At 66.4% G+C, this 26,625-nt stretch carries 27 protein-coding genes; 11 read left to right on the top strand and 16 right to left on the bottom strand.

Annotated features, from left to right (window positions below; all coding sequences use genetic code 11):
* Nucleotides 1-395 precede the first annotated feature (395 nt).
* The 16 genes from BTO20_RS38950 to BTO20_RS38880 all read right to left on the bottom strand — a co-directional run bounded on the left by BTO20_RS38950 (nt 396) and on the right by BTO20_RS38880 (nt 18,106).
* Nucleotides 396-1,658 (bottom strand): C40 family peptidase, encoded by a 1,263-nt coding sequence (locus BTO20_RS38950; RefSeq protein ID WP_087083957.1) that lies wholly within the window; start codon nt 1,656-1,658, stop codon nt 396-398.
* Nucleotides 1,655-2,104, bottom strand: a complete 450-nt coding sequence (locus BTO20_RS38945; protein ID WP_087083955.1) for a lysozyme family protein — start codon at nt 2,102-2,104, stop codon at nt 1,655-1,657. Before BTO20_RS38945 ends, BTO20_RS38950 begins: the two co-directional genes overlap by 4 nt.
* A 10-nt stretch (nt 2,105-2,114) precedes the next feature.
* On the bottom strand, nt 2,115-2,891 hold the full coding sequence (locus tag BTO20_RS38940) for a hypothetical protein (RefSeq protein WP_087083953.1): 777 nt from the start codon (nt 2,889-2,891) through the stop codon (nt 2,115-2,117).
* Nucleotides 2,881-4,245: a hypothetical protein gene (locus BTO20_RS38935; protein WP_087083951.1), complete on the bottom strand. Its 1,365-nt coding sequence runs from the start codon at nt 4,243-4,245 to the stop codon at nt 2,881-2,883. Before BTO20_RS38935 ends, BTO20_RS38940 begins: the two co-directional genes overlap by 11 nt.
* Nucleotides 4,246-4,331: 86 nt before the next feature.
* The gene (locus BTO20_RS41005) at nt 4,332-4,610 is read right to left on the bottom strand and encodes a hypothetical protein (protein WP_232491418.1); all 279 of its coding nucleotides are present in this window, start codon (nt 4,608-4,610) and stop codon (nt 4,332-4,334) included.
* Nucleotides 4,607-6,556: a type IV secretory system conjugative DNA transfer family protein gene (locus tag BTO20_RS38930; RefSeq protein ID WP_232491417.1), complete on the bottom strand. Its 1,950-nt coding sequence runs from the start codon at nt 6,554-6,556 to the stop codon at nt 4,607-4,609. The genes BTO20_RS41005 and BTO20_RS38930 overlap by 4 nt, the downstream gene beginning before the upstream one ends.
* On the bottom strand, nt 6,553-6,753 hold the full coding sequence (locus tag BTO20_RS39805; RefSeq protein ID WP_041801129.1) for a hypothetical protein: 201 nt from the start codon (nt 6,751-6,753) through the stop codon (nt 6,553-6,555). Before BTO20_RS39805 ends, BTO20_RS38930 begins: the two co-directional genes overlap by 4 nt.
* Before the next feature lie 117 nt (nt 6,754-6,870).
* Nucleotides 6,871-7,683 carry an ESX secretion-associated protein EspG gene (locus BTO20_RS38920; RefSeq protein ID WP_232491416.1) on the bottom strand — a complete coding sequence of 271 codons (813 nt, stop codon included), beginning with the start codon at nt 7,681-7,683 and terminating at the stop codon, nt 6,871-6,873.
* 52 nt (nt 7,684-7,735) lie between these two features.
* Nucleotides 7,736-9,163, bottom strand: coding sequence for a C40 family peptidase (locus BTO20_RS38915; protein ID WP_087083946.1), 1,428 nt, complete (start codon nt 9,161-9,163; stop codon nt 7,736-7,738).
* Entirely contained in the window at nt 9,160-10,317 is a 1,158-nt protein-coding gene (locus BTO20_RS38910; protein ID WP_087083944.1) for a hypothetical protein, read from the bottom strand. The genes BTO20_RS38915 and BTO20_RS38910 overlap by 4 nt, the downstream gene beginning before the upstream one ends.
* Nucleotides 10,314-12,425, bottom strand: a complete 2,112-nt coding sequence (locus BTO20_RS38905; RefSeq protein ID WP_087083942.1) for a hypothetical protein — start codon at nt 12,423-12,425, stop codon at nt 10,314-10,316. The genes BTO20_RS38910 and BTO20_RS38905 overlap by 4 nt, the downstream gene beginning before the upstream one ends.
* Nucleotides 12,422-14,878 (bottom strand): ATP-binding protein, encoded by a 2,457-nt coding sequence (locus BTO20_RS38900; protein ID WP_087083940.1) that lies wholly within the window; start codon nt 14,876-14,878, stop codon nt 12,422-12,424. The genes BTO20_RS38905 and BTO20_RS38900 overlap by 4 nt, the downstream gene beginning before the upstream one ends.
* Nucleotides 14,878-15,294: a hypothetical protein gene (locus BTO20_RS38895; RefSeq protein WP_232491415.1), complete on the bottom strand. Its 417-nt coding sequence runs from the start codon at nt 15,292-15,294 to the stop codon at nt 14,878-14,880. Before BTO20_RS38895 ends, BTO20_RS38900 begins: the two co-directional genes overlap by 1 nt.
* Before the next feature lie 11 nt (nt 15,295-15,305).
* A complete protein-coding gene (locus tag BTO20_RS38890) occupies nt 15,306-15,557 on the bottom strand; it encodes a hypothetical protein (RefSeq protein WP_041801131.1) in 252 nt (83 codons plus the stop codon).
* Nucleotides 15,558-15,595: 38 nt separating this feature from the next.
* On the bottom strand, nt 15,596-16,570 hold the full coding sequence (locus BTO20_RS38885) for a conjugal transfer protein (RefSeq protein WP_232491414.1): 975 nt from the start codon (nt 16,568-16,570) through the stop codon (nt 15,596-15,598).
* Between the two features lie 387 nt (nt 16,571-16,957).
* Nucleotides 16,958-18,106: a hypothetical protein gene (locus tag BTO20_RS38880; protein WP_087083936.1), complete on the bottom strand. Its 1,149-nt coding sequence runs from the start codon at nt 18,104-18,106 to the stop codon at nt 16,958-16,960.
* A 74-nt stretch (nt 18,107-18,180) separates the two neighbouring features.
* On the opposite strand from BTO20_RS38880, the gene BTO20_RS38875 reads away from it, so the two are divergent.
* The 11 genes from BTO20_RS38875 (at nt 18,181) to BTO20_RS38825 (ending at nt 26,605) form a co-directional block, all read left to right on the top strand.
* Nucleotides 18,181-18,843, top strand: coding sequence for a hypothetical protein (locus BTO20_RS38875; RefSeq protein WP_087083934.1), 663 nt, complete (start codon nt 18,181-18,183; stop codon nt 18,841-18,843).
* Nucleotides 18,844-18,938: 95 nt separating this feature from the next.
* Complete coding sequence (locus BTO20_RS38870) at nt 18,939-19,238, top strand: type VII secretion target (RefSeq protein WP_198344639.1); 300 nt, start codon at nt 18,939-18,941, stop codon at nt 19,236-19,238.
* 100 nt (nt 19,239-19,338) lie between these two features.
* The gene (locus BTO20_RS38865) at nt 19,339-20,040 is read left to right on the top strand and encodes a helix-turn-helix transcriptional regulator (RefSeq protein ID WP_087083930.1); all 702 of its coding nucleotides are present in this window, start codon (nt 19,339-19,341) and stop codon (nt 20,038-20,040) included.
* A gap of 354 nt (nt 20,041-20,394) precedes the next feature.
* Entirely contained in the window at nt 20,395-20,916 is a 522-nt protein-coding gene (locus BTO20_RS38860) for a WhiB family transcriptional regulator (RefSeq protein WP_232491413.1), read from the top strand.
* 13 nt (nt 20,917-20,929) lie between these two features.
* Nucleotides 20,930-21,268 (top strand): hypothetical protein, encoded by a 339-nt coding sequence (locus BTO20_RS38855; RefSeq protein WP_087083927.1) that lies wholly within the window; start codon nt 20,930-20,932, stop codon nt 21,266-21,268.
* A gap of 556 nt (nt 21,269-21,824) precedes the next feature.
* Nucleotides 21,825-22,355 (top strand): hypothetical protein, encoded by a 531-nt coding sequence (locus tag BTO20_RS38850; RefSeq protein WP_198344638.1) that lies wholly within the window; start codon nt 21,825-21,827, stop codon nt 22,353-22,355.
* Nucleotides 22,352-22,693, top strand: coding sequence for a WhiB family transcriptional regulator (locus BTO20_RS38845; RefSeq protein WP_087083923.1), 342 nt, complete (start codon nt 22,352-22,354; stop codon nt 22,691-22,693). Before BTO20_RS38850 ends, BTO20_RS38845 begins: the two co-directional genes overlap by 4 nt.
* Nucleotides 22,686-23,330 carry a hypothetical protein gene (locus tag BTO20_RS38840; RefSeq protein ID WP_087083921.1) on the top strand — a complete coding sequence of 215 codons (645 nt, stop codon included), beginning with the start codon at nt 22,686-22,688 and terminating at the stop codon, nt 23,328-23,330. The genes BTO20_RS38845 and BTO20_RS38840 overlap by 8 nt, the downstream gene beginning before the upstream one ends.
* Nucleotides 23,327-24,253 carry a DNA adenine methylase gene (locus tag BTO20_RS38835; RefSeq protein WP_087083919.1) on the top strand — a complete coding sequence of 309 codons (927 nt, stop codon included), beginning with the start codon at nt 23,327-23,329 and terminating at the stop codon, nt 24,251-24,253. The genes BTO20_RS38840 and BTO20_RS38835 overlap by 4 nt, the downstream gene beginning before the upstream one ends.
* Entirely contained in the window at nt 24,234-24,839 is a 606-nt protein-coding gene (locus BTO20_RS38830) for a hypothetical protein (protein WP_087083917.1), read from the top strand. The genes BTO20_RS38835 and BTO20_RS38830 overlap by 20 nt, the downstream gene beginning before the upstream one ends.
* A 455-nt stretch (nt 24,840-25,294) precedes the next feature.
* A complete protein-coding gene (locus BTO20_RS38825; protein WP_232491412.1) occupies nt 25,295-26,605 on the top strand; it encodes a hypothetical protein in 1,311 nt (436 codons plus the stop codon).
* Nucleotides 26,606-26,625: the final 20 nt, after the last annotated feature.

Genomic DNA, 26,625 nt, shown 5'->3' with positions numbered 1-26,625 from the left:
CAATTGCTTGCCGCGCGTGTCATCTCCCGCTGCCGAGGCCTCGATACCGTCCATCCCGGCCAGATCTGCGAGGTTCTCACCCGATCGGGGTTAGACCTGGACACCTGGACTGGTGCGCAGATCGTCGATGCGCTCAATGCTGACATGCGGCGAACGGGTAGGACGTGGCCGGATTCCCTGCTGCGGCCTGCTGGATTCCTGGCTGTTCGGCTGCGTGAGTTGCCGCGGATTCCTGTGGCGGCCCCTCGCTCCCAGGACCGCTGTACCTCGGCCGCCGTCGCCGGGGAAGTCGCGCCGCCGGCAAGTGCCAAGACCCGCGCTGAGGCCATGGAGTACTTCCGTGCGCATCGGCGCGGTCGGATTCAACGCTGAGACGCTGGGGAACACGCGTTGGCTTACAGGACGCGCCTGACGACGATATCGCCCGTGGGCGCCGCGGAGTACTTGACGGGGACGCCGGTCTGCTGGGCTTCGATGATCTTGCCGTCGCCGACGTAGAGCGAGACGTGCTCAGGCACGCCAGGGGCGGAGAAGTTGCTGAACACGAGATCACCGGGGCGGATGTTGGCGGGGGCGACGTTCTGTCCCATGTTGATCTGGTCGTAGGTAGTGCGAGGCAGGACGACGCGGCCGTCAGTGGCCTGGGCGAACGCCCATTGGGTCAGGCCGCTGCAATCGAAGCCGCCGCCGGATGGACCCGCGGTGCCGCCACCTCCCCACACGTAGGGCAGTCCCAGCGCCTGTTCGGCGGTCTTGATCGCCCGCTGGGCCTCGGTGCCGTTCCACGCGACGCCGGCGTGGTTGTCGTCTTCGGCGCTGCCGTCGCCCTCTGATGTGCTGTCGGTGGATCCGGCGGCGTCGATGAGCGGCTGCAGCAGCGAGGACAGTCCGGCGGCGCCGCCGCCGGGCACTCCACCACTGAGGGGGAGCTGGCCCATCGAAGGCGTGCCGCCGGAACCCATGCTGCTGAGCAGCGATTCCATGGGCGATCCGGATCCGAGTCCGGCGGACGTGGTTATCGGGGCGGCATCGGTCGCTGATGACGGGAATGTAGTGGGTTCGTCTTCAAGTGGGCCGCCCAGCGCGTTGAATTCTTCGGTCTGCGCGGTCTGGCTGCTGTCTTCGTCGGCTCCCGAGTCTTCGTCGGCGTCGGCTGGGGTGTCTTCAGGGGGTGTGGAGGTTTCTGCGTCGAGCGGGGTCGGTAGTTCGGTGATGGCGTCGCCGACATTGGTGGCGAGGTCTCCGAAGCGGGTGGTGACGCCGAAGACCAACGACTGCGTTTCGGACACACGCTGCATCCCGGCTTGGAGGAGAGCGGCCTGGCCTTGGGGAGTGTTGGAGAACGGTCCGAGGGCAAGTTTGTCGCTGTGCCAGGCGTTCTCAATGGTCGTCATTCCGGCGTGTGCGTCGTGAGCGATGCTGGCTGCCGCGTCGAGGGCTTGGGTAGCTCGGTCGTGGGCGCTACCGAGCTTTCCCCGGTCGTTGTCGAGGCGGTCGGCGGTGGCGCCAGCAGAGTCGGCGGCTGACCCGATCCAGGATTGGGGTTGGGCCGGGCGCATGTCAGTGCGCGGGCGCCGGGAGTTGCCCGGTGCGGCTCCGGTGCCTAGTAGTTCGCGGGCGTCCCGCAGGTAGGCGTCGATTGCGGTTTGGATACTCATGCACGGACTCGCTCTTGGACGACGGACAGATCCCGGTACATCTGCGTGGCGCGGGGTAGCTGGCTCTGGATCTCGGTGAGGTAGTCCTGGCGGCCGCCGGAGAAAGCTTCCTCGGCAGTGGAGATACCAGGTCGTTGTTGGAGCCAGAAGATGTTCTTCCAGATGTCGCTGCTGGCGCCGGCGGAGGCGCGCTTCTCGTCGAGGCGGTTGAAGAACTCGGCGATCGCGGTATTGGGGTCGCTACGTCCCGGGTAGCTGGTGTCCTGCTGGAAGGGGCCCACCCATAGGCCGTTGCTACTGACCGCGCGGGGATTGCCGGAGCTTTCCTGCAGCATCGTCGCGGCGCAGGCCAATCCCTCTTCAAGGGTGTAGCCGCGGGCCTTGGCTTCGGCGAGGACCGCGGCGAAGACTTCGCCCGGGGTGGAGTCTGGTGTCAGTTTTCCCAAGGCGCCGAAATCACCGCGTAGCGGGTTTCCGCCGCCGGGCTGTGGAGTGACAGCTGCGCCGCGGCGGTTGGTTTGCGAAGGGGCCAGCGATCCCAGGGAGCTCAGCGGGCTCACGGCCGCGGCGGGGGGCAGTGGCCATAGGTGCCGTGGCCGCCGGCGCGGCCCTGGCTGGCGAGGCCATCGCCGGCAGTGCCCCCGGCATCGGCGTCGCTGCGGCGTCCATCGTTGGTGGCGGCATCTCGGTGGGTGGGGGCGGCGGGGCAGTGGGCGACGGGGGGGTGTTCGGGGCCGGTGCCGGAAGGGTTTCGCCGCCGTGGGTGGTGTCAGGCTGGGGCAGGCCAGCCATCTCTGCGCGCAGGTTGGCGGCTTCCTCGTTGTAGCGTGCGGTGGTTGCCGAGATCAGGGTCACCACTTCGGCGATGCGCTGCTGGGCAGCGGTCAGTAGGGCTACGTCGCGGGTGGGGCCGGGTGGCATCGCGGCGATGCTGTTTTTGGTAGTGGCCCACTCCGAGGTGATGGCGTCTAGGTCCAGCGCTGCCTGCTGGGCAATCTGATTGGCCGACTCGGTGTAGCCGGCGGCATTGGCGGCCGCGGCCTGTAGCCGGTCGCGGGCCAGCTGCAATGTGCGGGTCGCTGCGATTGCAGCCTCGTGGGCGTTTCCAGTCCACTCCGGGTTGGGCAGGGTCTCGACCCTGCTGGGGGCGCCGGGGACCGTGGGTGGCTGCGTGGTTCCAAGGATGTCTCGCGCGGCGTCGAGATAGTCGTCGACAGCCTGTTCAACGCTCATGGGTGGGCGGGACTGTCGACAGCCCGAATCCGGGATCAGCAGCAGGAGCAGGGGCTTCGTCGGGTTCACCGTCATCGGGGACGGCGGCCGACAATGTGGTTGTCGGCGGCGGGGCGGCGGTGGTGGGGGCTGCGGGAATCGTGGCCGATGAGGGTGCTGCGAGGTCGTCTGCGTCCTCGGTGGGGCGGAAGAAGCCCTTGAACCCGGGGCTGTCATTGATGATGCCCAGGGGTTCAAGCTTGCCGTCAGGCCCGATGAGCTGTCCGTTGCCGGCGACGATGGCCGTGTGGTCGTCGAAGACGACGATATCGCCGGGCTTGACGTCAGACGGGTCAATCTTGCGGCCCGGATCAGCACCGTCAGTGGGCAATTCGACGTCGGTGCCCGTGTAGGCGGTAGTAGCGACGTCGCCGGCGCCGGCGGGCCGGTTGAGTGCATTCCGTACCGCGGCGGCGGCCTGCGGGTTCGGTGCGGTCACAACCTGGCCGGACGGCAGCGTGATTTCGCTGGATGTCTCGGAGGTGCTTGCGGCGGGCTCGCCGGGCGCCTCTGCCGGCGGCGGCGCGGGCGCTGGTGCCGGCGCCGCTGGCGCCGCGGTTACTGGCATGGGTTCCGGCCCGGGGGAGACCTCTGGAGCGGCCATACCCGCGGCGCCCACTTCAGGTGGAGCAAGTGCGTCATCTGAGGTCGATGCCACCTCTGGAGGCTGCAATGCGTCGTTGTCGCCGAGCGAACTGACCTCAGGGACATCCATCCCGCCCCCGTCCAACGAGGACAAGCCGGGGATACCTCCACCGAGCCCGGGCATGCCCATGCCAGGTCCACCGCCGAGGCCGCCGAGGCCGGGCATGCCCATGCCCATGTCGCGCAGGCTGTCGGCGATGCCATTGGCGGCCGTAGCTTTGTCCTCGACATTTCGAGTGAGCTCGTCGATCTGCTGCTGCATCGCCGCCAGCATCCCGGAGTCGGCTTCGGGCACGCTGCCCTGCGGCGCCAGGCCGGACCCGAGTAGCGCACCGTCACTGACAATCTGGTCATGCGCAGTTCGGCCCTGGGTGGAGTTCTCACCGGTCGCTGAGGTGGCCTCGTCGCCGGCCTTGTGCAGCTCGTCGAGGCGCTTCTGCAGCTCAGCCACCATCTGATTGAGCTCGTCGATGCGGTCTTGAGCTGGTCCTTGGCCGTCGGGAGACTGTGGCAAGATCGCTTGAGGGGGTCCGGGGAGTTGCGGCTGTTCCCCGGTGCCGAACAGGTCCTGCGCCTCCTCGATGAGTTTGTCGAATGCAGACTTAGCGATCGCACCCGCGGGGCCGACGAAGAACGGGAAACTGCCGAAGGGGCCCAGATCGATCGACATGATGGCGCTGGAGCTCCTCTCGTAGCCGTCGTGTGGTGTCGTACACCAGGTCCGGCTATGACGCTATGGGCCCAGACTGGGCATTCTCAAGAGGAGTTGATCTGCGCGCGGGTGATATCGAAGTGGGACCCCGCCGACGTGCTGGACATGCAGAGAAGTCCGTCGTCGTCCTTCTGCCACATGATCGTGACGGTGCCGTCGTCGTCGACGTCGATGCCGTCGATCTCTCCACTGAAGCCGTCGATAACCACCGAATCCTTGGGCTGGAGGTCACGCGCGCACACGGTGAGGTTCTCCTGGGCCTCGGTGTCGGTGTCGAAGCCGAGCGTGGCGTCGCCATCCCATCGGGTAATCGTGCGACTCACAAGGGCGGGATCGAGGTCCGGGCGTGCGGCCAGATCGAACCAAGGGGCGTCGGCGATCTCGTCCAGGAGTCCAGGTCGGCGGGCAGCTCAGGAACGTAGCGCGGGATCAGCGTCCGGGATGGGCGCATGGAGGCAATCACGGCTTGCTCGTCGGGGTTGGTGGTGTCGGCGGCGGGGCAGAAGTAGTACTGGGTCTCTCGGGGCGTCTCGTGGGTGCCCAGCGACATTCCACGGCCCTTGATCCGGGGTACGTTGCGGCCGGTATAGCTGTCCTCAAACAGCATTTCGGCGGCGATCCGCGATATCGGACCGACTGAAACTTTGTTGCCGAAGTTGTCGCGCGCCTCGGTGTCGATCAGGTCGTGATCGGGGCGCTGCATGCCCAGTTCGAGGTGGATACGGGCGGTACGCGACAGTCGTTCGAGTTCGGCGATCTCGGTGACGGTGGGTGGCTCCTTGGGGCCGCCTTTGGGTTTGAGGCCAGACTCCCAGAGCCGGGTCAGAATCACCTTGAACTGCGCGGCTTCGTCGATGACCAGCAGGTAGGGCAGGTTCTTCTCCCAGCTCTTGGGGTTCCAGCGGGCCTTGGCGTTGCGTTCGTCCATCAGCTTGTACATGCGGTGGATGGTGGCGATGGACTCGAAGGGATCGCTGCTGATGATGTGGACGTTGGGCCAGCCGGCCAGGTCCGAGAAGGATCCGCCCTTGAAATCGACGATGACCACTGCCCAGCCACGGCGGGCGGCCTGCATGATCTTGGCGCGTAGGTACACCGTCTTGCCCGCGCCGGTCTTGCCGCCGACAAGGGTGTGCGGAGCGTCGAGAGGGTCCCACTCCTGGGGGTTGAGGTCGAGATCGATGCCGTAGGGCAGGCGCGTCTGCTTGTACTCGGCGATTGCCTGGTCGATTGAGGTCACTTCGGGCACAGGGGCGGGGTAGACGATTCTGGGTAGGTCGGGCTTGGGGGCGAAGACCACCGTGCCCTGCTGCATGTCCCATGTGGTGACCCAGTTTCCCCCGATCAGCTCTGTGAGGTTCTGCTCGGCTACCCGTTTGCGGAACTCGCCTGTCATCTTGGTGGCGACGCTGTGGGTAATGGTGAAGCCTGAGGCCAGGTTGCCGGTCACCGTGGCTGTGGGCCCGAAGAACTCGCGGACCTTGCGGGTGAGCTCGGCGAGGTCCTCATCGAGCTGCTCGGGGACGTGATGGGTGGCCTGGAAGCGCAGTCCCGATGGGTCGGCGCTGACTTTGTAGTGAGCCCCGCAGTGAGTCTTGAGGGCGCGGCGGATGACTGTTGCAGCGTCGGTACGCCCTGTGGTCTTGGGATCGTCGTCGAGCGTTTGGTCCTCACTGTAGGTGAGGCGGGTGTTGGTCGGCCTGCTGGCGCGGATCGTGATCGTCTCAGGCACAGCCGATCTCGGCTGCCAGCAAATATCGCGGACGACAGCCTCCGAGGGAACCTTGTGTCCCAGAGGGCCGTAGAGGGCCTGAATCAAATTGCTGCGCACCCGCACTCGCTGACCATGGAGCTGGTGGTTCTCAATGGTGAATGCTGCTGCGACGATGGCCGCAGCGGCCGCGATCCCAACGTTAGGCAAGAATGCAATGCTGAGTTTCCAGCGGATCAGGATTGCCGCGGCGGCAAAGGCCGCGGCAGCAGTACCCACTGTGGCCGCGCGGACCGGGAATCGCAGCTGCCAGCGGTCGAGTTCATCGTCGGCGGGGACACCCGGGCGGAGGGCCCGCCAGACCAGGCCCCAGCTGACCAGCGAGACGAGGATGGCCGGCCCGATCACTGCGAGCATGGTCAAGTCCAGCGACGTCAGGGCGGTGGGGTGATCGGAGAGGTATCGGTAGCCCAACCAACCGCCGGCCGCGCCGAGCACCAAAAGGCTGATGGCCAATTCGAATCCGGTACCGCTGTCGGTGTTGCTGGTGCTCTTCATCGGCGTTCGACCGGCCTCCACAGAGCGACGCGATCGACTCGGTCCCAGCTGACCATGTAGGTCGGCGCACCGGGATGGCGGAGTCGGTCGATGACGACCGGCGGGAGCGCGTCTGCGGCGACCCGGAACGAGTTCGTCGGCGCCGCGGCCCGCCGCAGTCCTACCGCTACTGCGACGGCGGAAGCGAGCACAATCATGACAGCAGTGGCTGGCCAGCTTTTCACCCTTACCACTCTCGATGCAGTGTCAGCGCTTCTCAAGAGGACTCGTTGCTGACGCGTATCCGTTGCGGTGCAGCGATTTTGGCGTTCGGGCTACTCGGCGTCGAACTGTTCAAGTAGGCCGGCAATCGCTGTCCGGAGTCGGTGGGGTTCACCGGCGGCGTAAGAGATCCATGTGCTGCGATCGGGACCAATGTGCGGCCAGGCCATCACCCGGCCGTGTGTCGTATCCAGGATCGTCACGGCGGTGGCTGAGCGTCGCACAATGCCGTCGACGCGGCGGGCCGCGGTGATCTCGGTGGCTACCGTAGGGGTTGAGGCGGCGTTGAGGACTGCCGCGTCACGGGGGTGGATTCCCATCTCGGTAAGTAGGTCGGACACCTCCCCTGCCGACGCTGCGCCGATCTTGTTGACGTCGGCGACGCTGAGTTGCAGCGTTTGACTCAAGGGTGCCGGCTCGGCCGTTCCGAGGTTGGTATCCAAGGTCATCCGCACGGCGTCTTGCCAGGCGTTTACCGGAACCGACTGAACGAGGAAAATGTCGCGTGTGCGGCTCGCGACGACGAACCGGCCGTAGCGCGTGGCGATCGCCAGCCTCAGCATGGTGTCTGCCTGCTGCAGTGGTGTGATCCGGATCGCCAACGTTTCTTGCGAGTGGGCCAGGGTACGCATCTGTTCGGCAACCTCGGGCAGGGCGCCGGTGGAGGTCAGGATGCCGCGCTCGGTCAGCCGTTGGTGCTGATGAGCCTTCCAGCCGTCGACCAGCTCAGCGCTGGTCATCGGGTTGTAGACCGCAAGGACCTCCGGCAGCAACCCGATGAGGTCCAGATACTCGACGAGATATGCCGCTTCGTCGACGCTGATCTCGAATCCATCGTGGCTGGTGGGTTCCTCGGCGGCGGTCATAGCGTCATTGTCCCAGCGCAACGGTGGCATGGTCGACCCTTCTGGCTTCCGCTCACATCACCCGCCGTGCTTGCCCGCCGGACGGTACGGAGCTGATCTGCACGTCCTGGCCACGCTGGGGTGCGTGAATGACCTGGCCGCCACCGATGTAGATGCCCACGTGCTCGGGAACCCCCGGCGCGGAGAAGTTGCTGAACACGAGATCGCCCGGAGCCAGCGCGCCCATCGGGACTTGTCGGCCCACCTTGATCTGTTCGTAGGTGGTGCGTGGCAGCATGATGCGCCCGCCGGACCCCTGGGCGTAGGCGTACTGGGTGAGGCCGCTGCAGTCGAATCCGCCCCCGGTTGGGCCCAGGGCGCCGCCGCCGCCCCAGACGTAGGGCAGGCCGAGCGCCTCATGGGCGGCGCGGGCGGCGCTGGCGCCGGTGCCGCTGCCGGTGACACCGGCGTGGAGGGTGTCGAGCTCGCTGGAAATGTTGAGGTAGTTGCTGATCAGCTCTCGGACGAACTCGGCGTCGCTGAGTTTGTCCCGGGCGGCGCCGCTGACCACATCGCCGGCCTCGTCGAGGGCGCTGCGTAGTGCAGATAGCACCGCAGCTTGGGCTTCGGGTGTGTTGCCTTGCACGCCGGCGGACGTGAGAGCGGTTTCCACGTCGTCGATGATGCCTTGGATCTTGGCTCTGTCAGCTTCGGTGCGTGCCGAGGACAGCCCCAGGATGTCGCCGAGCTGTTGTTCCACGTCGCGCAATGCTCCGACTTGGCGGGCCAGCGTTTGGTTGGTGGCGCGCGCGGCGTCGGCCGCCCTGCCATCTCCGGCCAGTGATCCTAGGGCGCCAGCCAGTCCGTCGGCGCCAGCTGTACCGATGCGTGCTGCGGGCGATCCGGGGGGTGCGGTGGTGCCGAGTTGGTCGAGCATGGCCGCCAGCTGGGGCAGAACGGCGGAGGTGAGGGCGGGGACGAGTCCGCCGGCACCTTGCAGGGCGGCGGCGGGGATGCCGGTGGCTGCGTTGAGCAGGGGCGAGGCGATTTGCGGGCCGAGAGTGGCCAGGCCGTTGAGGGCGTCCAGTGCTTCCTGAGGGATCTCCGGTCCGGTGTCGGCATCGGGTTCGGTCTCAGGTTCGGAGTCGGAGATGGCTTGGCCCTCGTCGGCGTCGGCGTCGGCGTCGGTCGTCGATTCTGCGTCTGGCGCTGCAGCGGGGGTGTCTGTGGTGGTGGGCGTCGGTGCGGCAGGGCCGCCCGGAGCTGGCGGAGCTGCGGTGTTCGTCGTGGCGGCGGGCACTGCGGAACCGGTGGCGGGCGGATGCGCGGCGCTCCCCAGTGGGGGAACGCGGATCGGTACGGGGCCGGACTGGGTGTCCTCGTCACCGAGGGGAGGCGGTGTCGTGGTGGTCTGGTCGGCCTGCTCGTCGCCGTCGGGGTCGCCGAGAAGGTCGCCGCCGGTGGGATCCAGCGGGCCCTGCGTCGGAAGGACTGTGTTCACGGTGTGGGCACCTCGATTCGCCGGATAAGTCGGGCCGGTCCGATCTCGATGGGTTCGGGGGTGAGTCGGCCAGGTAGCAGCGTGATCATGGTTGTGGGGTCGACGGCGATTCCGACGAGGTGGGGCCCTTCGTTGGCGCTGATGTCGGTGAAGATCAGGTCTCCGGCGATGGGCGCGTCGGCGCGGTGGCCGTGCTCAAGCAGTCCGGTGACCGTGGCCGGGAAGTGCTGTCGCAGAGCGTCGGTGAGCACCAAGGCCACGAACTGGGCGCTGTCGGTGGGCGGTGCAGCGGCGTCGGTCTGACCATCGGTTTGTGCGGCGGTGCCAGTGTGGCGTTGTGCTGCGCCGGCGATCGCCGGGCCGACGGGGTTGGGGTGGTCGGTGAGCCCGGGGATCGGGGTGCTCAGCGCTGTGGCACAGGAGGCGGCCTCGGGGGCGGTGGAGGCGACTGACTGCGCGTCGGCCAAGGACACGAGCACTGACGCGCTGGCTGTGGCCACGGCGGTGGAAGTGGGCGTAGCCGAAGGCGAGGGCAATGAACGCATTGTCGGGGCGCCGATTTCGACGGTGGGGCGGTGCTGGTCAAGGAGTACTTGTGCTGTCTGGACGGGGCCATGGAAGGCCTCGGTGGGCATACCGGTGATCAGCGAGGCCAGCTCAGCTGGGTCGGTGTCGCGCCATTTCGGCGCTCGGTCAACCATGCGGTCGAGCGCCAGGGCGGTGGACACTTCAGGGGTCATCAGTTCGGCGGCGGTGCCCCAGGCAGAGGGCAGGCCAAGCGCCCCCACACCGTCGCCGTCGATGACGGCGCTATGCGCATAGCGCACAGTGTCGGGCACGGTGGGGTTCGCGGCGTTCGCTAACCCGGTCGCGCGAAGTGAGATCGCCACAGTCACGGTTGCTCCCTGTCTACCGAACCCCAGTGTTGTGGCGGTATCGACGATTCTCAACAGGACTTCATCGCGACTCAAGTTTGTCGATGGAGGGTTTGCCAGCACGGTGGCGCGGGGTCCCCGCGCGGTGATGCAGGCCTGGTAGAAGTCCTGCGCGGTCTGCCCGGGTATCAGGAGCACGATCAGAAGCACGGGAGCGGCCAGGACGGCGATCACGCCGGCCGCGGCCGCGGCCAGGGTCAGTTTCGTCAAGGCGGTCATCGTTGCCGGTCGGCTGAAGCGTTGCCCATCATCAACTCGGTGCGCACGTCGCGCGAGTCGGCCGGTCTCGCCAAACCGTCCGGGGTCGAGGCTGAGCCGCCGTCGCCGCGCGCCAGGTCGGCCAGGGCCGGGTGCATCGCGGGCGCCGCGCTGGTGCGCCGCGGGTGATGAGGGCAGGTGTCCGCAGGGTTGATGCAGTAGTCCCCGCGTGTGGTCAGATGCCCGCACAGGGCTGGGAATCGTTTCTGAGCTTCTTCGACGGTAGCCGGTCTGGCCATGAGGAATGCGGCGTCGGTCCCGGTTGAGCGGTGCTCTCGCGCGGGCAACCCTGTCGGTGTGTATGCACCGTTGTCCGCCGGGGGTTGGGTGAGCTGAGACAACGTGGACGCCGCGGTGGGGGAGCGCGGGCCTGGGCTGGGCTCGGCGCTCGAAGCGGGGTTCGACGGCGTGTCAGGTGGCGCGGCCGGGGGTGCGAATCGGGACGTGCTCTCAGCGTTCGATTCACCGGTCAGGTCTGCTGAGCCGATGCTCGGGGGCGAGGTGGCGGACTGCGGGCGCCCGTGGGATTGCCGCGGGGGCCGAGGTGAGCGGGACTCGGCCGCAGTCGATTCCGTGCGCTTCCTGCGTTGTTGACTGGCGGCTTGCTTGGACATCAGCGCGTCGGCGGCCCCGATGAACGGGGCGACCTCTGGTGCCGCGGTAGCCACGCCGAGCTTCGCGGCGGTCGTGGCGGCGCTCTTGCTCCGCGCCGAAAGGGTGTGCGTGGCATGGGGGACCGCGGTGAGGGGATCGAGGCGGTCCAGGAGGCCAGGGCTGTTGTTCTGACTGGTGAGCCCATTGCCCCCCAGGGCGTCGCTTCCCCCGCCGAATGAGGCTGCCCGTTGGGCGGCGCGATTTCGGACCGCGACGAGGCCGTTTCCGACCTTGCGCAGTGCCAGCACAAGGGCTACCAGCAGCAGCGAGACCAGCGGCATCGCCATGATCACATCGTCTCCGGCGAGGGTGAACATGGCGGAAGTGAGCGCGCCGGTCAGGCCGAGAATGGCGACGTAGCAGGTCATTCCGGCGATCGCGAACACTGCATCGAGGGCGGACTTGATGGCTAACCCCTGTGGTGATCCTGGGACCATTCCGGCGATGAGGGCGACGATCGCCACGATCGCCCAGAACAACGCCGACAGGGCCAGCAATACGACCTGGTAGCAGAGGTAGCCGAAGACGGCCAGCACGCACAGCGCGAAGAGGATCGACATCAGCGCTGTGGCGCCTTTACTGCTGGAGTCGTTCATCGCGAACTGATGCAGCTGCTCGCCGCCGGGACAGCTGCCCTGTACGGCGTCCTTCACCGTGTCGATGTCACCGACCTGCACGGCGGCTGACCAAGCGCTGCCGCAGTTGTAGGGGGCGGCGTCGAGATTAGCGCCGAAGTTCCATACCAGGGTGGGGGTGCGGACGAAGTTGTCGGCCAGTGAGGTGGTGAAGTCGGAGAGCGCTTGCTCCCCTGTGGAGGACTTTCCAGACAGCTCAGTGGTGAGGTCGATGCCGATGTCGCGGCCCATGGCCAGTCCGCCACCGGGGCCTACAAGGTCGCTGAGGGGCTTGCTGCCCAGCGTTACCGCGAGCAGCGCGAGGATCACCGCGGTGCCGATCTGTACGGCCGCGCGGCTCAGCTTGCCGGTCAGGACGTTGACGGCGATGAAACCTGCGGCCAGCGTCGCGACGAAGAGCAGCACCGCGGGGCTGACCACCAGGGCGGCGACCTTCTGGCCGACGAAGTCGATGGGGGTGGCGATGATGCTGAGCCACTGAAAGCTGAGCACGTTGTCGATGAGCCACAGGGCCAGACCGATGATGGTGAGAAACACACTGTAGAGCCAGTGGTGGACCATGGCTGAGGGTGCAGCCTGCGGGTTGGTCAGGCTTCCGTTGTCCAACGACAGTCCATAGGTGCCGATCGGCACGCCGTCGCCGTCGGTCACCCCGATCCATAACGCCCCGACGCCTAGTCCCACTGCGGCCCACGCTGGGGCAGCCGTGATCAGGCTGTAAGCAGCTGGGGTCAGCAGCAAGGTCAGCCGGCGGGCGGATTTGCGAATTCTGGAGTTCACGCGATCGCTTCTCGGGTGGGGGTGGTCAGCACCGCGCGAGCGCGGTCGGGATGCGCCGGTAGGGCGATCTTGACCGAGCCGAGTCGTTGCTTGAGGTCCTTCATGAAGCACTCACCAGGGCTAAACCGGGTCATCTGCTGCACGAGATGGTCGGCTGCTGCGTCCTCGCTGGCCATCTTGAGGCTGTCGGCTGCCAACACCTCGTCGCTCTGCCGGAACATGAACAGCGTCGGGATGAGTCGGCGGAATCGACCGAAGTGGGCGGGATCCTGGGAGGCGATGCCGATGGCGGCGTTGTGTTTGCGACCATCGACGACGAACTCGCTGATGATCGATTGGCCAACGACGGAACGCGTCAGGTGCAGGGCCTCGTCGAGCACGAGGAGACCGAATCGCGCTTGGCTGGCGAACAACGCCTCTCGGGCGATGGTGGCGTAGAGGGCGTAGATCACCTCGCCGAACAGTTTGGTCGGGTCGTCGGCGGGTTGTTCTTCTTCGGCGGGCAGCTGCAGCCTGTGGGTGCGCAGCACGACCATCGGTGCGTCGAGGGGTAGTGGGTGTAGGTCGTCGGCGAATAGTGCACGCGCGTAGGTGCGTTGCGACCAGAACCGCAGCTGGCCGGCCAGCGTTTCGATCGCTGGGGTGTTGGTGGTGTGGTCGCGGGCCAGTGCGATGGTGTGGTTCACCAGGTCCGGCAGGCCGCGGATGCGGTGGCGGGCCCGGTAGTTGGGTTCGATCAGATCCGAGAGCAGGGCCGCCTCTGGGGATCCGCTTTTGATCTGGAACAACCGCATCAACACCGGCAGGATGCGTTCGGCGGCGTCGGCCGTAGGCAGCACGCGCAGCAGGTCCATGGTGTAGGTGGGGTTTGCCGGATCGATGACTACCGCGTTGGCCACCGCCTGGGCGAATAGCAGGTACTCGCCGAGTTTGGAACGGTCCACGGCGAACACCTGTCCGCTGAGGTCGACGACCATCCCTGAGATCACCTTGAGGGCCACGGACTTACCCGAACCGAGGTCGCCGGTCATGGCGAAGCTGGCGGACTTGTCGCGCTCGGTGGCCCCTAGTAGGTCGAAGTGCACGGGCTCGTGGAAGCCGGAGAGCCGGTTGGTTGCGATCAACGGGCCGGAGTCGTCGCCGATCTGCGGTGCGGTGACCGGCATGAAACAGGCGAAGGTGTCGGTCGGCATGAAATGGGTGTAGTCGCTGCGCGCGCGGGTCTCGGGATATCCGGGTTGGCTGGCGGCCCAGAGCTCGGCTTGGGCGCCGTAGGGGGCGACCAGTTTCACGCCGGTGCTATTGAAGGTGCGGATCACCTCGCGCGAGCGGTCCTCGAGCTCTTCGAAGCTGGGCGCGGAGATCGCAATGATGGGGCAGAACTGGATTTCGGTTTCCGAGGGCCTGCTTTCGAGGTGATTGTCGTATTGGGCCAGTTGTTGTCCGCGGTGGACCAGGAAGTTCTGCGCGAAGCTGACTTCGTCGCTGCGTTCGTCCATCTGCTCGGAGAGTTGGCGCAGAGCTCGCGCGTTGGCGGCCAGCGCTTCGGATCGGTCCCGCTTGCGGGTGTGGATGGTGAAGTCGATGCCAGCGCCCTCGAAATGATTGAGGACGGCGAAGATCTGGTCGGCGACGCCTGGCCAGGGCATCCGGGTAGCGAAGTCGTCGACGACCAGAAACTGTTGGTAGGACGGGGCGAGCTCACTGTCGGTGTAGTAGGTCTTGATCGCGCGGGTCAGGGTGCGACGCTTGCGGTCGTCGGTGGCCAGAGTCTCGTCGAGTTCTCCAGAGAGTCGGAACCCGCGGATGCGTCCCCGCCGTGTGGTGGTGGTGCGGTTGTGGGGAAAGGGACGCGGTGCCGATGGGTCGGCGGCGGTGTGGTCCAGGGCGAGGCCGCGGGTATGGGCCCGGTCCCAAAGCCAGTGCATCTGGGTGGCATTGACCGCGGTGGGTGCGAACGAGGCCGGGATCTTGCGTCGGATCTCGTCAGCGAGGGCGTCGAATTGCTCGCGGTGTTTGTCCGAGGGGATGAAATCAGAAGGTAGGTCTCCGGTGCGCGACGGTCCGCACAGCGGAACCGACAGCCACATGATCCGTTCGTGGGGGGGCCGAGCCTGCAGTTCTATCGCGTTGAGCTGTGCCGACGCCTCGACTGTGTAGTCGGGGTGTCGTTGGAGGAACGAGCCGATTGAGTGCTGGCTGTCTGTGCGGGCTGTGGCGGTAAGTCGGGCGGCGATGCTGGCGACGTCGAGGGGCGCGACCACGGTGGTCAAGATGGTCTCGGGGATATCGGTGAACAGGTCGCGGTGGTCTTTGACGACCTCGCGCCTGTCACTGGGGCGTTCGTGGCCGTTAGGCCGCGGGGACAGTAGCCACTCGGCGTAGACGACGCCAGTGAGGGTCCAGCGCAGGTTCCCGGTGACCGCGAGGGTGGGTTGGGTCAGTTTCAGCATCAGTGGGTCGTGTCCATTTCGAAGACGTCACGGCGGCCGCCAGTTGGGGTCAGGGGTGCCCGTCCGGAATGGGGGGCGGTGATTTCGCGGCCGCCGGTGCTCAGTGGCTTGCGCTGTGTCCACGCTCGGCTGGTCCAGATCATCCGCGAGCTGGTACGCGCCATGCTGAACCCGATGCGGCGTACAGCGACCACAGTGGGGCCGATGATGGCGGCTCCGACGAACAAGGCGGGCAGCTTGGGCGGGTCGAACACGCCGACGATCGTCAGCAGTGTGACGACGCCGACGATGAGGGTTGCGACCTGCAGATAGGTATAGGGGCCTAGGGGTACCGGTTTGCCGTTCGCGAACTTCCCGATCAGCTTGGGGAATTTGCGGGCGAGCGTGTAGACGGTGACGTCGATGGTCGAGCTCATAGGGGGCGGGCTCAGTAGCGGCTGTTGATGCCGGTGAGGTTGGGCGCGTCGCTGACGCCCAGGCGGATGAGGTCGGGCAGCTGCCACACAACGATTCCCGCGACGACCGATGAGGCGAGAACGACGAGCACTTTGGTGACCGATCCGCGTGATTGTGCGAAGACGACCGCGCTCATTATGAGGGCGATGATGGTGATAACTGCGATGATGATTCCGCGGACCTCGGTGGAGAGGTTCAAGAGTACTTGCGTGATTCCGCTCATGGTTATTGTTCCTTTCGGGCTGTTGTCGGTGGCCGTAATTACCGCGGGAGTGTCGGTCGTGAATAGGGCGGCGTAGTAGTCGGGGTGTTGGCCGCGGTGGTTGCGGCGGTTTCACTCAGTCGTCCTCCGAGTTTTGGTGCGAGGTCGATATCGGTGACAAACCATTTGTTGGTGCGGTAGGAGATTGTCAGTGGGTAGCTGAGTGTTTGAGTTATTCGGTCTCGGTCCTGTGCGGTAATTGTGGCAAGTACTTGTGTGCTGAATCCCTCGGCAGGTCGGGTGGGTATTTCGGTGGTGGATTTGAGTGAGGTACTGGTGATTCGGGTGAATGGGGTTTCCGGGAAGGCGCTGATGCCGGGGGCGGTGCTGTAGCGGGTGATGTCACCGGTTCCAGACAGCCAGGATTCGAGGAATCCCGTCACGGTGTCGGCTGGGTCGCTGTGGGCGAGGACGTCGACGGGGTAGGCCAGTTCGGGGTCGTATCCGGGGGGTGGCCCGTTGAGGAATGCGGGGGCCGAGGTGACCCGCGGTGCTCCATCGACGACGGCGACTGGGACTTGGTAGAACCACAGCTGCGGCGATTTGCCGAGCGGTTTGACGAAGGCGCCGATCACGACCGACCAGTAGTCGATATTGGCGTAGCCGCTGTCTTGTGGCCGGGCTGACCAGGGGGCTGTCTTGATCACGCTCACTGGCACCGGGGGTGCGGTGATGGGGACGGAAGTGAATGCTGTCAGCGGCAGCGCAGTGGGGCCTTTAGCGCCGCTGAGATAGGCGTTGATGAAGGCATCGGCGAAGCCTTCGACTGCTACCGATCGATTGAGAGTGACCGCCATCTGCTCGGCCGTGACAGAGGTGTCGGGGGAGCAAGCGCCCGCCAACGTTCCGAGTCCACCGATGGCGCCCAACGCTAGGCAGGTGACGGTAGCCGCCCGCTGCACGGTACGGCGGTGGGCATGGCGGCGGGCCCAGGCTCGGTGGAGTCGGTCTGCGGCGGTGGGTCGGAAGCTCACGCTTAAGACGATGCCGCTGGTGCCGGTCGTTTTCCAGAGGAGCTCACCTTGGCGACTCCGGGGTTGGCCGAGGCGGTAGCGGCATATGAATCGTTCGCTATGCTTGACACCATGTGCTACGCTCGGCACTGAGCGGCCGGAGGCAAGCGAGGAGCCGAGACGCTGACACGGGTCGTTAGCTGATAAGTTGCTAGCATTCTGGATAGCACGCCCGGCTGGCATGCGAGGAGTCCAACACGGCCAGCTTCATGGCTTTCAGGCATGGGTGGTCTGCTGCCGATCTAGCTGAGCTGCGTAGATAACGTGCTACCGAGCCCGGTTGCAGGTATGCGGCCATGACGGCAACGGGGATGGGTAACATGGCTAGCGGCTGAGGCCCGCCGGCGGTTAGCCGGCCGGGTGCCCCACGATTTCCAGGTGGCTGACTGCGAATGCCGTGTAGTCCGCACCCAGACCTGATCCCGGAGACTGCAGACTGCCCGGGTTGGACGGCTCGCTGGTCTTTTCGATGGTGATGGTGACCGCCGAGGCGATTACGGGACAGTCCGGAGCGGACCTGCAACCTGTCGCGGCGACCGGAGTGACCATGAGTTCGCGGCGATCCCCGGTTGTCTGGGAGACCTTCGTTCGAGCGGGGTCGTTGAAGCTCCACGTGAGCCGGCTGACCGTGCGGTACTTGACCCACTGGTCTTGACCGTCGACCTCAGTGCTTGCGCCGGGCATGATCCCAACCGAGCTGATGACATAGGGCCGGTCGAAGACAATCTCTAGTAGCTGGCCGTCGACTTGCCAGGCCCGGACGCACACCCAGGGCTGCGTGCTCTCAGGGCGCAGGGCATTCATCGGATCCGAGCTGGGAGCCGGGCACCGGGCGGTCGCCGACAACACCGATTCGGGGCCCAAGGGGACGTCGGAACCTACTGGTGCAGCTGCAGGCCCCGGCGAGCTCTGGGCGATCGGAGGCGGCTCGGCGGCAATCTGTGCCGACGGTGCCGCCGGGTCCGTGCCGGAGCCTGACAACGCGATAGTCACCAGCACCACGGCGACCGCGGCGACCGAACCCAGCGTTTTAGGACTCTTCCAGCCGCCGGCGCTCAGCCATTCCCGGAATTGCGCAACCCTGTCTGCGACAGCATTCGGTTTGGCGGCGATATCGTCGAACCCGCGCGGCGAGGTGGTGCCTTCCTCCGAAGGACAAGACTGAGAGTCCGCGCCAGATTGTGCGTCCGGGTCGGGAGCGTAATCTGCAGGCGCCGAGGTATTAAATTCGACAACCTCAGCGGCGGGCTGCAGATTTGGCGCGGTATTGGTCGCCCTGTCGAATTCTGACGCAGGCTCCAGTAACGCGTTTATACGCGAAATAGCCGCTTCAGCGTCCACATCTTTGCCTACCTGCGAACCGGTCTGATCATTGCTTTCTGCGGCAATGTTCTGCGCGTCCAGATCGTGCGTCCCGTCCGGTTCCGCGGTGTGATTCCGGGTGGGCCACACGCGTAATTCCGGGTCGGCCAGGATTGTCTGGAGCGGGTTGGTCATGACTTCAATGCTGGCAGTGTGGACACGCGTTCTCCAGAGCCACTGCTGCGGTAACATCGGTCATACTGGCAGGCATGGCCGGACTCTCTCCTGGACCCGCCCACGGGGACAACCCGTGGCAGCGATTCTACGACTCGCCGACGCGTCCACGTTGGGGGGGACGTTTGCTGTGGGCGGGCGTCGCCGCCGGTGTGGTGGTTGCCGCGGTGGTCACCGGCGGGTGGCTGATGGTCCGCTCTCCCGGATCTTCGCAGGACGCGGCCGACAGCCCGCGGGTGGCGGTCGAGGAGTCCGCGGTGGATACCAGCTCCGATGAGTCGGAGGCCGATCAGGTGATGGCACTGCTGCCGGCTGGGTATCCCTCGCAGGCGTGCGCTGCCGTCGAACCTGCGCCGTCGGCGGCGGCCACGGTCGATTGTGCGCGCAACTTGGACCCGGGCGGGCCCGCTACCTCGACCTACACCGCGATCACTGAGCGCGCCGACCTCGATGCAGCCTTTGGCAGCGTCGTCGAGGGTCTTGATGTGGTGGTTTGCCCCGGCAACATCCAGTCGCCGGGGCCGTGGCGTCGCAGTGGTGCCGGCCAACCGGTCGGCACCTTGGTCTGCGGTCTCGACGCCCAGGCCTCAACGGTGGCATGGACTGACACAGCGCGCTCGCTGCTGGTAGTGGCGCGCGGAGCGCCGACTGATCGCGCGCTCGCGGAGCTGTACACCTGGTGGTCAAGTCACTCGTGATCAGCGTCCGGCGCTGCGTGGCGCCTGTTCATACTGGTGGAGCCCGCTTTGGGTGGTCTTGCTTGCAGCTGAGTTACAGCTATAGCCTTTTTGCCATGAATCTGCGCGTCGATGATCAGGACATACTGCAGTTCGCGGCGGCCAACGATCTGGTGGCCTCCGAGGTTGCAGCCAACGTCCAGCCCGACGCCGAGCTGCTTGCAGCGATGCAGACCGGATACGGACCGGTGGGCGCGGAGTTCACGGCTGCGGTCGGCGAGTTCCAGCAGGCCATGCTGGCCTCGGGGACCGCGGTGGCCGAACACTTCGCCAAACATGCCGAGGACCTCCGCGCCGCGGCCGGGAGGTATGTCGCTGGCGATCAGGGCAGCGCTGCCGCGATCCATGGCTACTGAAGGCTTCACGGCTCGTGAAGTCACGGTCTGGCGCCACGGTTCCCTGTGCGACCAGGTTGGTCGGCTTCGGCAGTGACTGCCCGGGTCGGATGACCCGCTGATGGCAGACAATACTTCTGACTTTTTCTCCGCCAAAGCATTTCGCGAGGCCTGCGACAAGGCGGGGATGACCAAGAAGGCGATCGCCGCCGGCCTGGGCGTGACTCCAACGACGCTGAGCAGTCTCTATAGCGGTCGTTCCACGCCGTCGCTGAAGCTGCTGACCAAGATCGTGGACTTTTTCGGTGGCGATCTCGTCGACTTTCTGGAGATGCCGGCGCGGCAGCGTTGGGAGCTCAAGCACTTCAGGATCGCGGCCGGCCTCACCCAGGCTGCGCTGGCCAAGCGCATCAATGTGGCACCCTCGGCGGTCTCGGGATGGGAGCTCGGCAAGTACTCCCCGCCGGCGGCGCTACGTCCGGTGCTCGCCGACCTATACGGCGTTCCCGAATCAGACCTTCGGGAGGCAATCACCGGTGGTGAGACATCCGGGGCTGGGGTGGTGCCGCCAGCGGCTGACGCAACCTTGCAGATGGCGGAGGCGGTCCTGGGATTTGCCGAGAGTGCGGTGCAGATGGCGCGAGCCGACGGTGTGGCCGAGTCAGCTCGTCTCGCGATGTTCACGGAGATTCAGGGTCGCGTCGAGCAAACGCTGACTTTGTTGGCACCTTTGATTCCGCAGCTCCCGGTATCCGAGCGCTCATATGCAATGTCACTGGTCAGGCGACTATCAGAAGTGCACGACACAACGACTTCTCGGTAAATGTTGCCAACGTGTTCGGTGCTTTGATACGTTCGGGGCGTTAGGTCACACAGACCGGAGGGAGCGCCCGCTGAGGAGTCACTGGTAACCACCCCCGGGTAACACGTTCGCACTCAAGCGGCCAGCAGGCCGTCAGCAGCCGAACCCGGGGAACGAATCTCGATCACGAATTCGCTTGCACAGGAACCATTTCCGCGCACCAGGAAGTGCTGTCTTCGTCGCGCCTGGACGCCCCGACGCTTCGGCGATCACCAATCTCTGACACATGAGGAGCTTTGTCGTGCCCAACTCTGCGCTCATCAGCGCCTTCACCACGATGGAGGCGCCCCCATGCACAAGGTGACCAAACACCAGATGCGTGACACTGAACCCGAGCAGATGACCCCGTGCTTCCAGGGTGATCCCGAGCGCTGGTTCCCCGAGGGGCAGCTGCCCGACGCTGAAGCGGCCGCGGACTGCTGGTCGTGCTTCTATCAGTCCCGTTGCGCCCTGCGCGCCCTAACCCTGGATCCGCAGCCCGAGCATGGCGTCTGGGGCGGATATCGGCTGGCGCCAGGCCCCGGCTTGAAACGCAACCGCAAGGAACTACGCATCATCGCCGGCCTGGACATCGGTCCGGCGCGCTCACCGGGAGCGGAAGTGGCGCAGGTCCTGTCTCGCCGTGCCGCAGGTGATGCGTGCTCTGAGAGCGTCGGTGACGCGCAGGGTGTGCAGGACGTTGACGCCCCAGAGCCGGCCGGTGACAGCAGCGGCAGTGATGGAGTCGGCGCCGAGGTGATCGAGCTGGCGGACTACACGCCGACGCGGGGTGCAGCGGAGGCACAGCTGGTGTTGCCGCTGACCCTGGCGATGTCCGCGCACGCACCCACCGGATAGCCGGACCACAGAAATGCAGACTGCGACGGCCCAGTGGGAGCCTCATCACGCCCCTGACCTCGGCGATGAACCGAGGGCCGAGTTGGGTGCATTCCTGCAGGCTGTCATCGACGGCTCTGCCGGGCGGGCGATTTCGACGGCGGAGTTCCGGCACCGGGCCCTTGAGGCTGGGTTCGGTGCGTGGGCGGTCGAGTCAGGTGTCTACCGGACGCTGGTGCGTCTGCGTCGACATGGAGTCGTCGAACGCGTGGAAAGCCGCGGCCGCACGGTGTATTGGGCGCGGCCGTCAGTGGCCTCCGAGCAAGCGCGCCGCCACGTCGAGGGCTGCACCGATAAACGAGGGCGGCGGTGATGAGCGCGCAGCACGCTCCACGGTTGGCGAATGAGGTGATGCCGCTGCCTCTGTGAGCGATGGCGGAGCCGGGCGCTGACCCCAGGAGCCGTCAATCGGACATCTTCATAGCGATGACCCGGGCCCAGAAATAGACCAACCCCCCGGCGAAAACGGAGGGCTGATCTGGGTTAGGACGACAGACCGCAACTTCTGCGTCCCGGGTCTCCCACTGAGAGGAGTTGACTTTGCACGGTCATACTCAGGGTAGCGGCTGCTCTACAGCCGAATCAACCCGAGAAGCTGATTTATCTGCCGTAGTCGCCGCCCCGGCGTGCGCGTTGGGCCTGCACAACGGAGTGGCCGCTGGTCATCGCCGCCGTGCGGTGCCATCGGTGTTCGCTACCTGCCCGATGTGTGGGCGATTGCCCGTTGACCCGGTACGCATCGAGGGACAGATGGCGTGCTGGACGTGCACCGCAGCGTGCACGGTATGTGGGTCCCCCAGCGTTCCCGGTGATGACGCCTGCGCGGGGTGCATGGCGTTGCTCCACCCGGTGCGAGAGCTGGTCGGATCATGAGAACTCCGCGCCTGATGTTCAGCGCCTGCGCCACCATCGACGCCGAAGACCGTTGCCGCAATGCCGAACTGGCGATCGGTGATGAACTACGCGCGGCGCTGGAGGCATTCCCGGGCGTCTTCTGCTCGGCCGAGGAAGCGGCGATGGTGCTGGCTGAGGAGGTCGACGAGCTTTGGGACGAGGTCCGGGCCAACCGGATCGGCAGAGCGCGTGCCGAGGCAGTGCAGGTCGGCGCTATGGCGCTGCGGTTCGTTGCCGACCTCTACGAGAGTGGGCCAGCATCGCAGCGCTACGCGGCGGCCGCGCGGGAATGCCACTGCGCCATCGGTGATGTCGGGCCGGTCGGCCGGACATTGGCGTCCAGTCATGAAGGGTTCGGTTATCTCAAGCGCGAATACGAGTCCCTGTGGTCGGCGGTGCGCTTCGACGACCCGGCGCGCCCGGCCGCGGTTCGTGTGGCGGCGATGGCGGTTCGGTTCATCGCCGAGATTTCCGGGCGGTCGCCCATGCAGGGCCTGGTGCGATGACATCACTGCCCGCGGTTACGGAGGAGCATTGGGGAGCCGAGGCGGTGTGCTTTCGCGAGACTCCCGATGCTCCTGAGCTCTGGACATCCGAGCGGAGGCCCGCGCAGCCGGTGTGGACCTATCTGCAACAGATGTGCCAGCGCTGCCCGGTTCGGAGACGGTGCGCGGCCGAGGCCGTCGCCGCCGAGCAGCAGTCCGGGATCTATGCGGGTGTGTTCGTCCCCGAGCGCCGCAAGAGCAAAGGTTGGGCCGCAGCGATGAATCAGTTGCGCGAGATCGCCGCGGTGTCAGCGGGCGCGGCCTCACCCCGCCCTGGCAAGGGATGCCGGCGTGAGTGAGGCGATGGATGAGCTCGCAACCGCGGTGCGTGTCGAGCTGTGCCGGTTATCGTCGAGCGCCCAAGTGCGTGTCGTGCATCTGGGGGCACTGCTGGCCTTCACCCCGCACCGGCGGGTAGGCGGTGGGCTGCAGTTCGAGTTCGCTCACCAGGCCACCGCGCGATGGGTGCTCGACACCCTGGTCGAGCCAACCGTGTGTTCCCCGCGGCCAGGCGTGGTTCACGTTCCGAGGCCACGAGAGACGCTGCGGCGGTATGGGTTACATGAAGACGGCCGGTGGGCGTTCGGCCGCGGGCTGGTTGAGGCCGAAGGTATCGGCAGGGGCGCGGTGCATGCGGCGTCACGGTTCACCCGGCACGGCATGAAGGTGTACTGCCCGTCGGTGCCAATGATGCTGACCCTAGCGACGGTGCTGGGTCGCCTTGGCATCGAGACGTCGCTGCTGGACAACCCCGCTCGCGTAGGCGTCAGGGCCGCCGAGACCGCAGAGGCGCTGACGCGGCTGGGCGCGGCCGGCGCCGGTGAGCGGTACCAGGTGATGCGGGATCTGAGCTGCGGCGGCGCACTGACCAGATCGTCGGGCGTTGACCGTCGCTACCAGCAGCGATTCCTGCGCGCGGCCGGAATGGACTCGTGACCACCCCTGCGCGTACGCCGCCGTTCGCCTACCGCGGCGGAAAAACTCGGTTGGCCACCCGGATCGCGGCGGCTCTTCCGCGCCATCAGCACTATGTCGAACCCTTCGGCGGAAGCCTGGCGGTATTGCTCGCTAAGCCGGTGAGCTCGATGGAGACGGTCAATGACATCGACGAGCGGTTGATCACCTTCTGGCGGGTGTTGCGTGAGCGTCCAGCTGAACTCGCGCGTCTGTGCGCGCTGACTCCGCATTCGCGGGCCGAGCACCAGCAGGCATGGGACGCCGACCTCACTGTGCTGAATGAACTGGAAGTCGCGCGTCTGGTGTGGATACAGATCTCCCAGAGTCGTGGTGGCACGCTGCGCCGCACCGGGTGGCGCATGTATGTCGACCCAGCGGGATCGTCGACCAGCATGCCGGGTTATCTCGACGGTTACACCGAACGCATGGCCGCGGCCGCCGAGCGCCTGCACCGGGTGAGCTTGGAGTGCCGTCCCGCATTGGATGTGATCACCCAGTACGGTGCGCACCGCTCCTGTTGCCTCTACGTCGACCCCCCGTATGTGGGTTCCAGCCGTACTGCCGGCGGGGCCGGGTATCGCCATGAGTTCAAGTCCGACGCTGAGCACATCGAGCTGCTGGAGGCGCTGCTGGCGTGTCGGGCAGCTGTGGTCCTCTCCGGCTACCCGTCGGCGCTTTATGACGAGGCGTTGGTCGGGTGGTCGCGCTTGGAGGTACCGGCAAAAACTGGGCAGGGCCGCTCCCGGACGGCGCGCTGCGAGGTGCTGTGGTCCAACCGGCCCATTGCAGAACAGCTCAGTTTCGACGATGCGGTGGGGTTCCGGCCGCTGCGTCCGGCCATGACGGCGACATTCACCCGATCCGAAGGAGGTTCTAAACCGTATGACACGCAACATCTTTGAAGTCCGACCCGAGGCGGGCTCCGACGATGAGATCCAGGTCGAGGAGATCGACCAGACCGCCGCGCAGGGCGTCTCGCGCACGGCTCAGGTCGCTTACCGCGGCTGGGAGGTCCACATTGGCCACCACGGCGCAGTGACGGTGCCGATGCAGCCGACAGAGGGCAAGTCCGTGGCTGATCTGGCGACCTGCCTGCGTGCGGCCTATCGGCGAGTGGATGTCGGTGGCCCTACCAGCGGTCCAACCACCGGTGCCGGTCGTACCCCGCGAGGCGGGGAGCTCGGGACGGTGGTCGGTGAGGTACTCACGACCGCGGCGGGCGCCTTGGCCGGTAATGCCTCCGCGGTGGCGCACTGCTACATCTACGACGCCCTGCGAACTGCCTGGGAGCAGACCGGCCGGGCCGCGCCCTACGCCGCTGTGCTCGCCGCGGTACGCGCGCAGTTGCCGCCGCACACCACGCTCACCGACTTCGCCGCAAAGGTCGACGGCGAATCGATGCTGGCGGTCTTGCGCTCGGCAGCCGAGGTCGCCCTGGCTGCGCCGCTGAGCATCCCTGTCAGCAACACGGTGACCAGAAGTGCCTGAAAGTCGCCTCGTCGGGAGAGAGCGCCGGCTCGGCACGCCCGCCCCCGGCGGCCGATCCCGCCTCTTGGCCGTGGGGGAGGGCACAGCGCCGTCCAACGTCCACCGTCACCCGCTGATCGGATGCCGCGCCGTGACATCCCACGGATTGCAAGGGGGTGATCTGACTCTGTTATCGGGTTCCCGGCAGTAGGGGGCCACTTCTGACAAATCCATAGTGGGACCGCAAGCCAGAGCCCCCCTGAAGGGGGGGTCTGGAACGAGATGAACATCCGATCCCCGGAGTAACGCGCTCCGAGTCTCGTGTCGAAACCACCGCTGCCAGACGGTGAGATCGCGGTCCCTGTGCCACCAGGGAGAACACCATGCTAGGTAGTTCTCAGGGTAGCTCCTACCCTGAACACAGTTCAACCGGAGTTCGCCAGCCCGCCTGTCGTGGGGGGGCCGGCGGTGTCGGCATGTCGGCCGCCAGCAGGCGCGGCGTACGCCGGCCGGGGTCGTCGAGGCCGCCGCGCCAGCGGATCGCCTTCGACGACGCGGCCACGGTGCGCGAACGCGTTGAAGGCGCTGCCGCTGGCTTGAAGCTACGCGGGGCGCGCCGTCACGTGCTGGCGGCCGTGCTGCGCTTGTTGTGCGGGTGGAGCAGGCTGTCCGACGACGCGGTGGCGCTGACGCAGATCGTTGAGCTTGTCGCAGCGGCCGGTGAGCGGCGCTACGACGTCAAGACCATCGGGCGGGCGCTGGCCGGGCTAGCTGCAGCCGACCTGATCGTGTATCGGCCTGCTAGGGGCCGCGGTGCCCGCTCGCTGATCGCCGTTCACGGCCAGTTCGTGGGCGATGTCGAGGTGCTCGAACGAGACAGCTCCGGCCGGGTAATCACCAATTGCGGCGGCCATTCGCGGCCCGATTCCGTCACCTTTTCTGGGCCGCGTCCTTATATAGACCAAACGAAGTACCTCCCTACCCTCCGCTGCGACAGGCGGCGGCCGGGTCCGCGACCGACTGAGGTGAAGGTTCCCAAAGGGGAGCTAAAAACGGTCCTCGATGGGCTGCCCAAGCCTATGGCCAACCTCCCGAAGCACCTGCGGTGGAAGCTCGGAAGCGAGATCCTGCAGCGGTTGAAGCGGGGATGGCGCCCGGATCAGATCCTCGACGTGCTGACCGCCGATATGCCCGCCGACGTGCAGCGCCCGTACAAGCTGGCGGTCTGGCGCCTCCAGCGCAACGTCGTGGGTTCCGGGCCGCGGTTGCGCCCCCTGCAGCAGGCCTGGGATGCCGAAGCCGCTGCAACGGCCCGTGCCGAAGCTGACGACGCCAAAGCCCGCCGGTACGCCGACGTGGCGGCCGTGACCAGCCCGGAGCTGCGCGCGGAGGTGCTTCGGGCCGACGAGGTGAAGTTCGGGCGGCGGTCGAAGGATCCGGTGGCCGCGTTGGCAGCGGCGGCGCGTCGAGTGGCCGGCATGTTCCCGGAGATGCCCCTGGCGGAAGCGTTGGCGCGCTGGGCCAGAGACATCCTGGCCCAGCGCGCGGAACCCGCCGTGGTGGAACCGGTTCCGGCGGTGACGTCGCTGAGCACCGACCTGCTGATCGATCTGGCGATCAGCGGTGGCTGCGACTGCGTGGTCTGCGGCTCCGAGGGCGGCGTTTACCGCCCTGAACTGCCACTCAAGTCGATGGCGAACGTGTGCGACCAGTGCTGGCCGCACATCGCTGCCGACTTGGCCGCAGGTGAAGACGACGCCGAATTCGAGGAGGTGATCCCGGCATGACCGATCTCGACGACGCTCCA

Origin of the sequence: Mycobacterium dioxanotrophicus, assembly GCF_002157835.1 — a bacterium.
Lineage (GTDB): Bacteria > Actinomycetota > Actinomycetes > Mycobacteriales > Mycobacteriaceae > Mycobacterium > Mycobacterium dioxanotrophicus.
The sequence above is the reverse complement of the archived record's forward strand: the minus strand, read 5'-3'. Positions and strand labels throughout refer to the sequence as shown.

Bases quoted from the DNA above. Each gene is read 5' to 3' on its own strand.
- BTO20_RS38940 (WP_087083953.1), bottom strand. From the start codon at position 2,891: ATGAGCGTTGAACAGGCTGTCGACGACTATCTCGACGCCGCGCGAGAC.
- BTO20_RS38845 (WP_087083923.1), top strand. From the start codon at position 22,352: ATGACATCACTGCCCGCGGTTACGGAGGAGCATTGGGGAGCCGAGGCG.
- BTO20_RS38830 (WP_087083917.1), top strand. From the start codon at position 24,234: ATGACACGCAACATCTTTGAAGTCCGACCCGAGGCGGGCTCCGACGAT.
- BTO20_RS38890 (WP_041801131.1), bottom strand. From the start codon at position 15,557: ATGAGCGGAATCACGCAAGTACTCTTGAACCTCTCCACCGAGGTCCGC.
- BTO20_RS38950 (WP_087083957.1), bottom strand. From the start codon at position 1,658: ATGAGTATCCAAACCGCAATCGACGCCTACCTGCGGGACGCCCGCGAA.
- BTO20_RS38895 (WP_232491415.1), bottom strand. From the start codon at position 15,294: ATGAGCTCGACCATCGACGTCACCGTCTACACGCTCGCCCGCAAATTC.
- BTO20_RS38880 (WP_087083936.1), bottom strand. From the start codon at position 18,106: ATGACCAACCCGCTCCAGACAATCCTGGCCGACCCGGAATTACGCGTG.
- BTO20_RS38935 (WP_087083951.1), bottom strand. From the start codon at position 4,245: ATGTCGATCGATCTGGGCCCCTTCGGCAGTTTCCCGTTCTTCGTCGGC.
- BTO20_RS38855 (WP_087083927.1), top strand. From the start codon at position 20,930: ATGCAGACTGCGACGGCCCAGTGGGAGCCTCATCACGCCCCTGACCTC.
- BTO20_RS38920 (WP_232491416.1), bottom strand. From the start codon at position 7,683: ATGACCGCCGCCGAGGAACCCACCAGCCACGATGGATTCGAGATCAGC.
- BTO20_RS38865 (WP_087083930.1), top strand. From the start codon at position 19,339: ATGGCAGACAATACTTCTGACTTTTTCTCCGCCAAAGCATTTCGCGAG.
- BTO20_RS38910 (WP_087083944.1), bottom strand. From the start codon at position 10,317: ATGACCGCCTTGACGAAACTGACCCTGGCCGCGGCCGCGGCCGGCGTG.
- BTO20_RS38900 (WP_087083940.1), bottom strand. From the start codon at position 14,878: ATGCTGAAACTGACCCAACCCACCCTCGCGGTCACCGGGAACCTGCGC.
- BTO20_RS39805 (WP_041801129.1), bottom strand. From the start codon at position 6,753: ATGATTGTGCTCGCTTCCGCCGTCGCAGTAGCGGTAGGACTGCGGCGG.
- BTO20_RS38870 (WP_198344639.1), top strand. From the start codon at position 18,939: ATGAATCTGCGCGTCGATGATCAGGACATACTGCAGTTCGCGGCGGCC.
- BTO20_RS38875 (WP_087083934.1), top strand. From the start codon at position 18,181: ATGGCCGGACTCTCTCCTGGACCCGCCCACGGGGACAACCCGTGGCAG.
- BTO20_RS38930 (WP_232491417.1), bottom strand. From the start codon at position 6,556: ATGAAGAGCACCAGCAACACCGACAGCGGTACCGGATTCGAATTGGCC.
- BTO20_RS38860 (WP_232491413.1), top strand. From the start codon at position 20,395: ATGCGTGACACTGAACCCGAGCAGATGACCCCGTGCTTCCAGGGTGAT.
- BTO20_RS38850 (WP_198344638.1), top strand. From the start codon at position 21,825: ATGAGAACTCCGCGCCTGATGTTCAGCGCCTGCGCCACCATCGACGCC.
- BTO20_RS38825 (WP_232491412.1), top strand. From the start codon at position 25,295: ATGTCGGCCGCCAGCAGGCGCGGCGTACGCCGGCCGGGGTCGTCGAGG.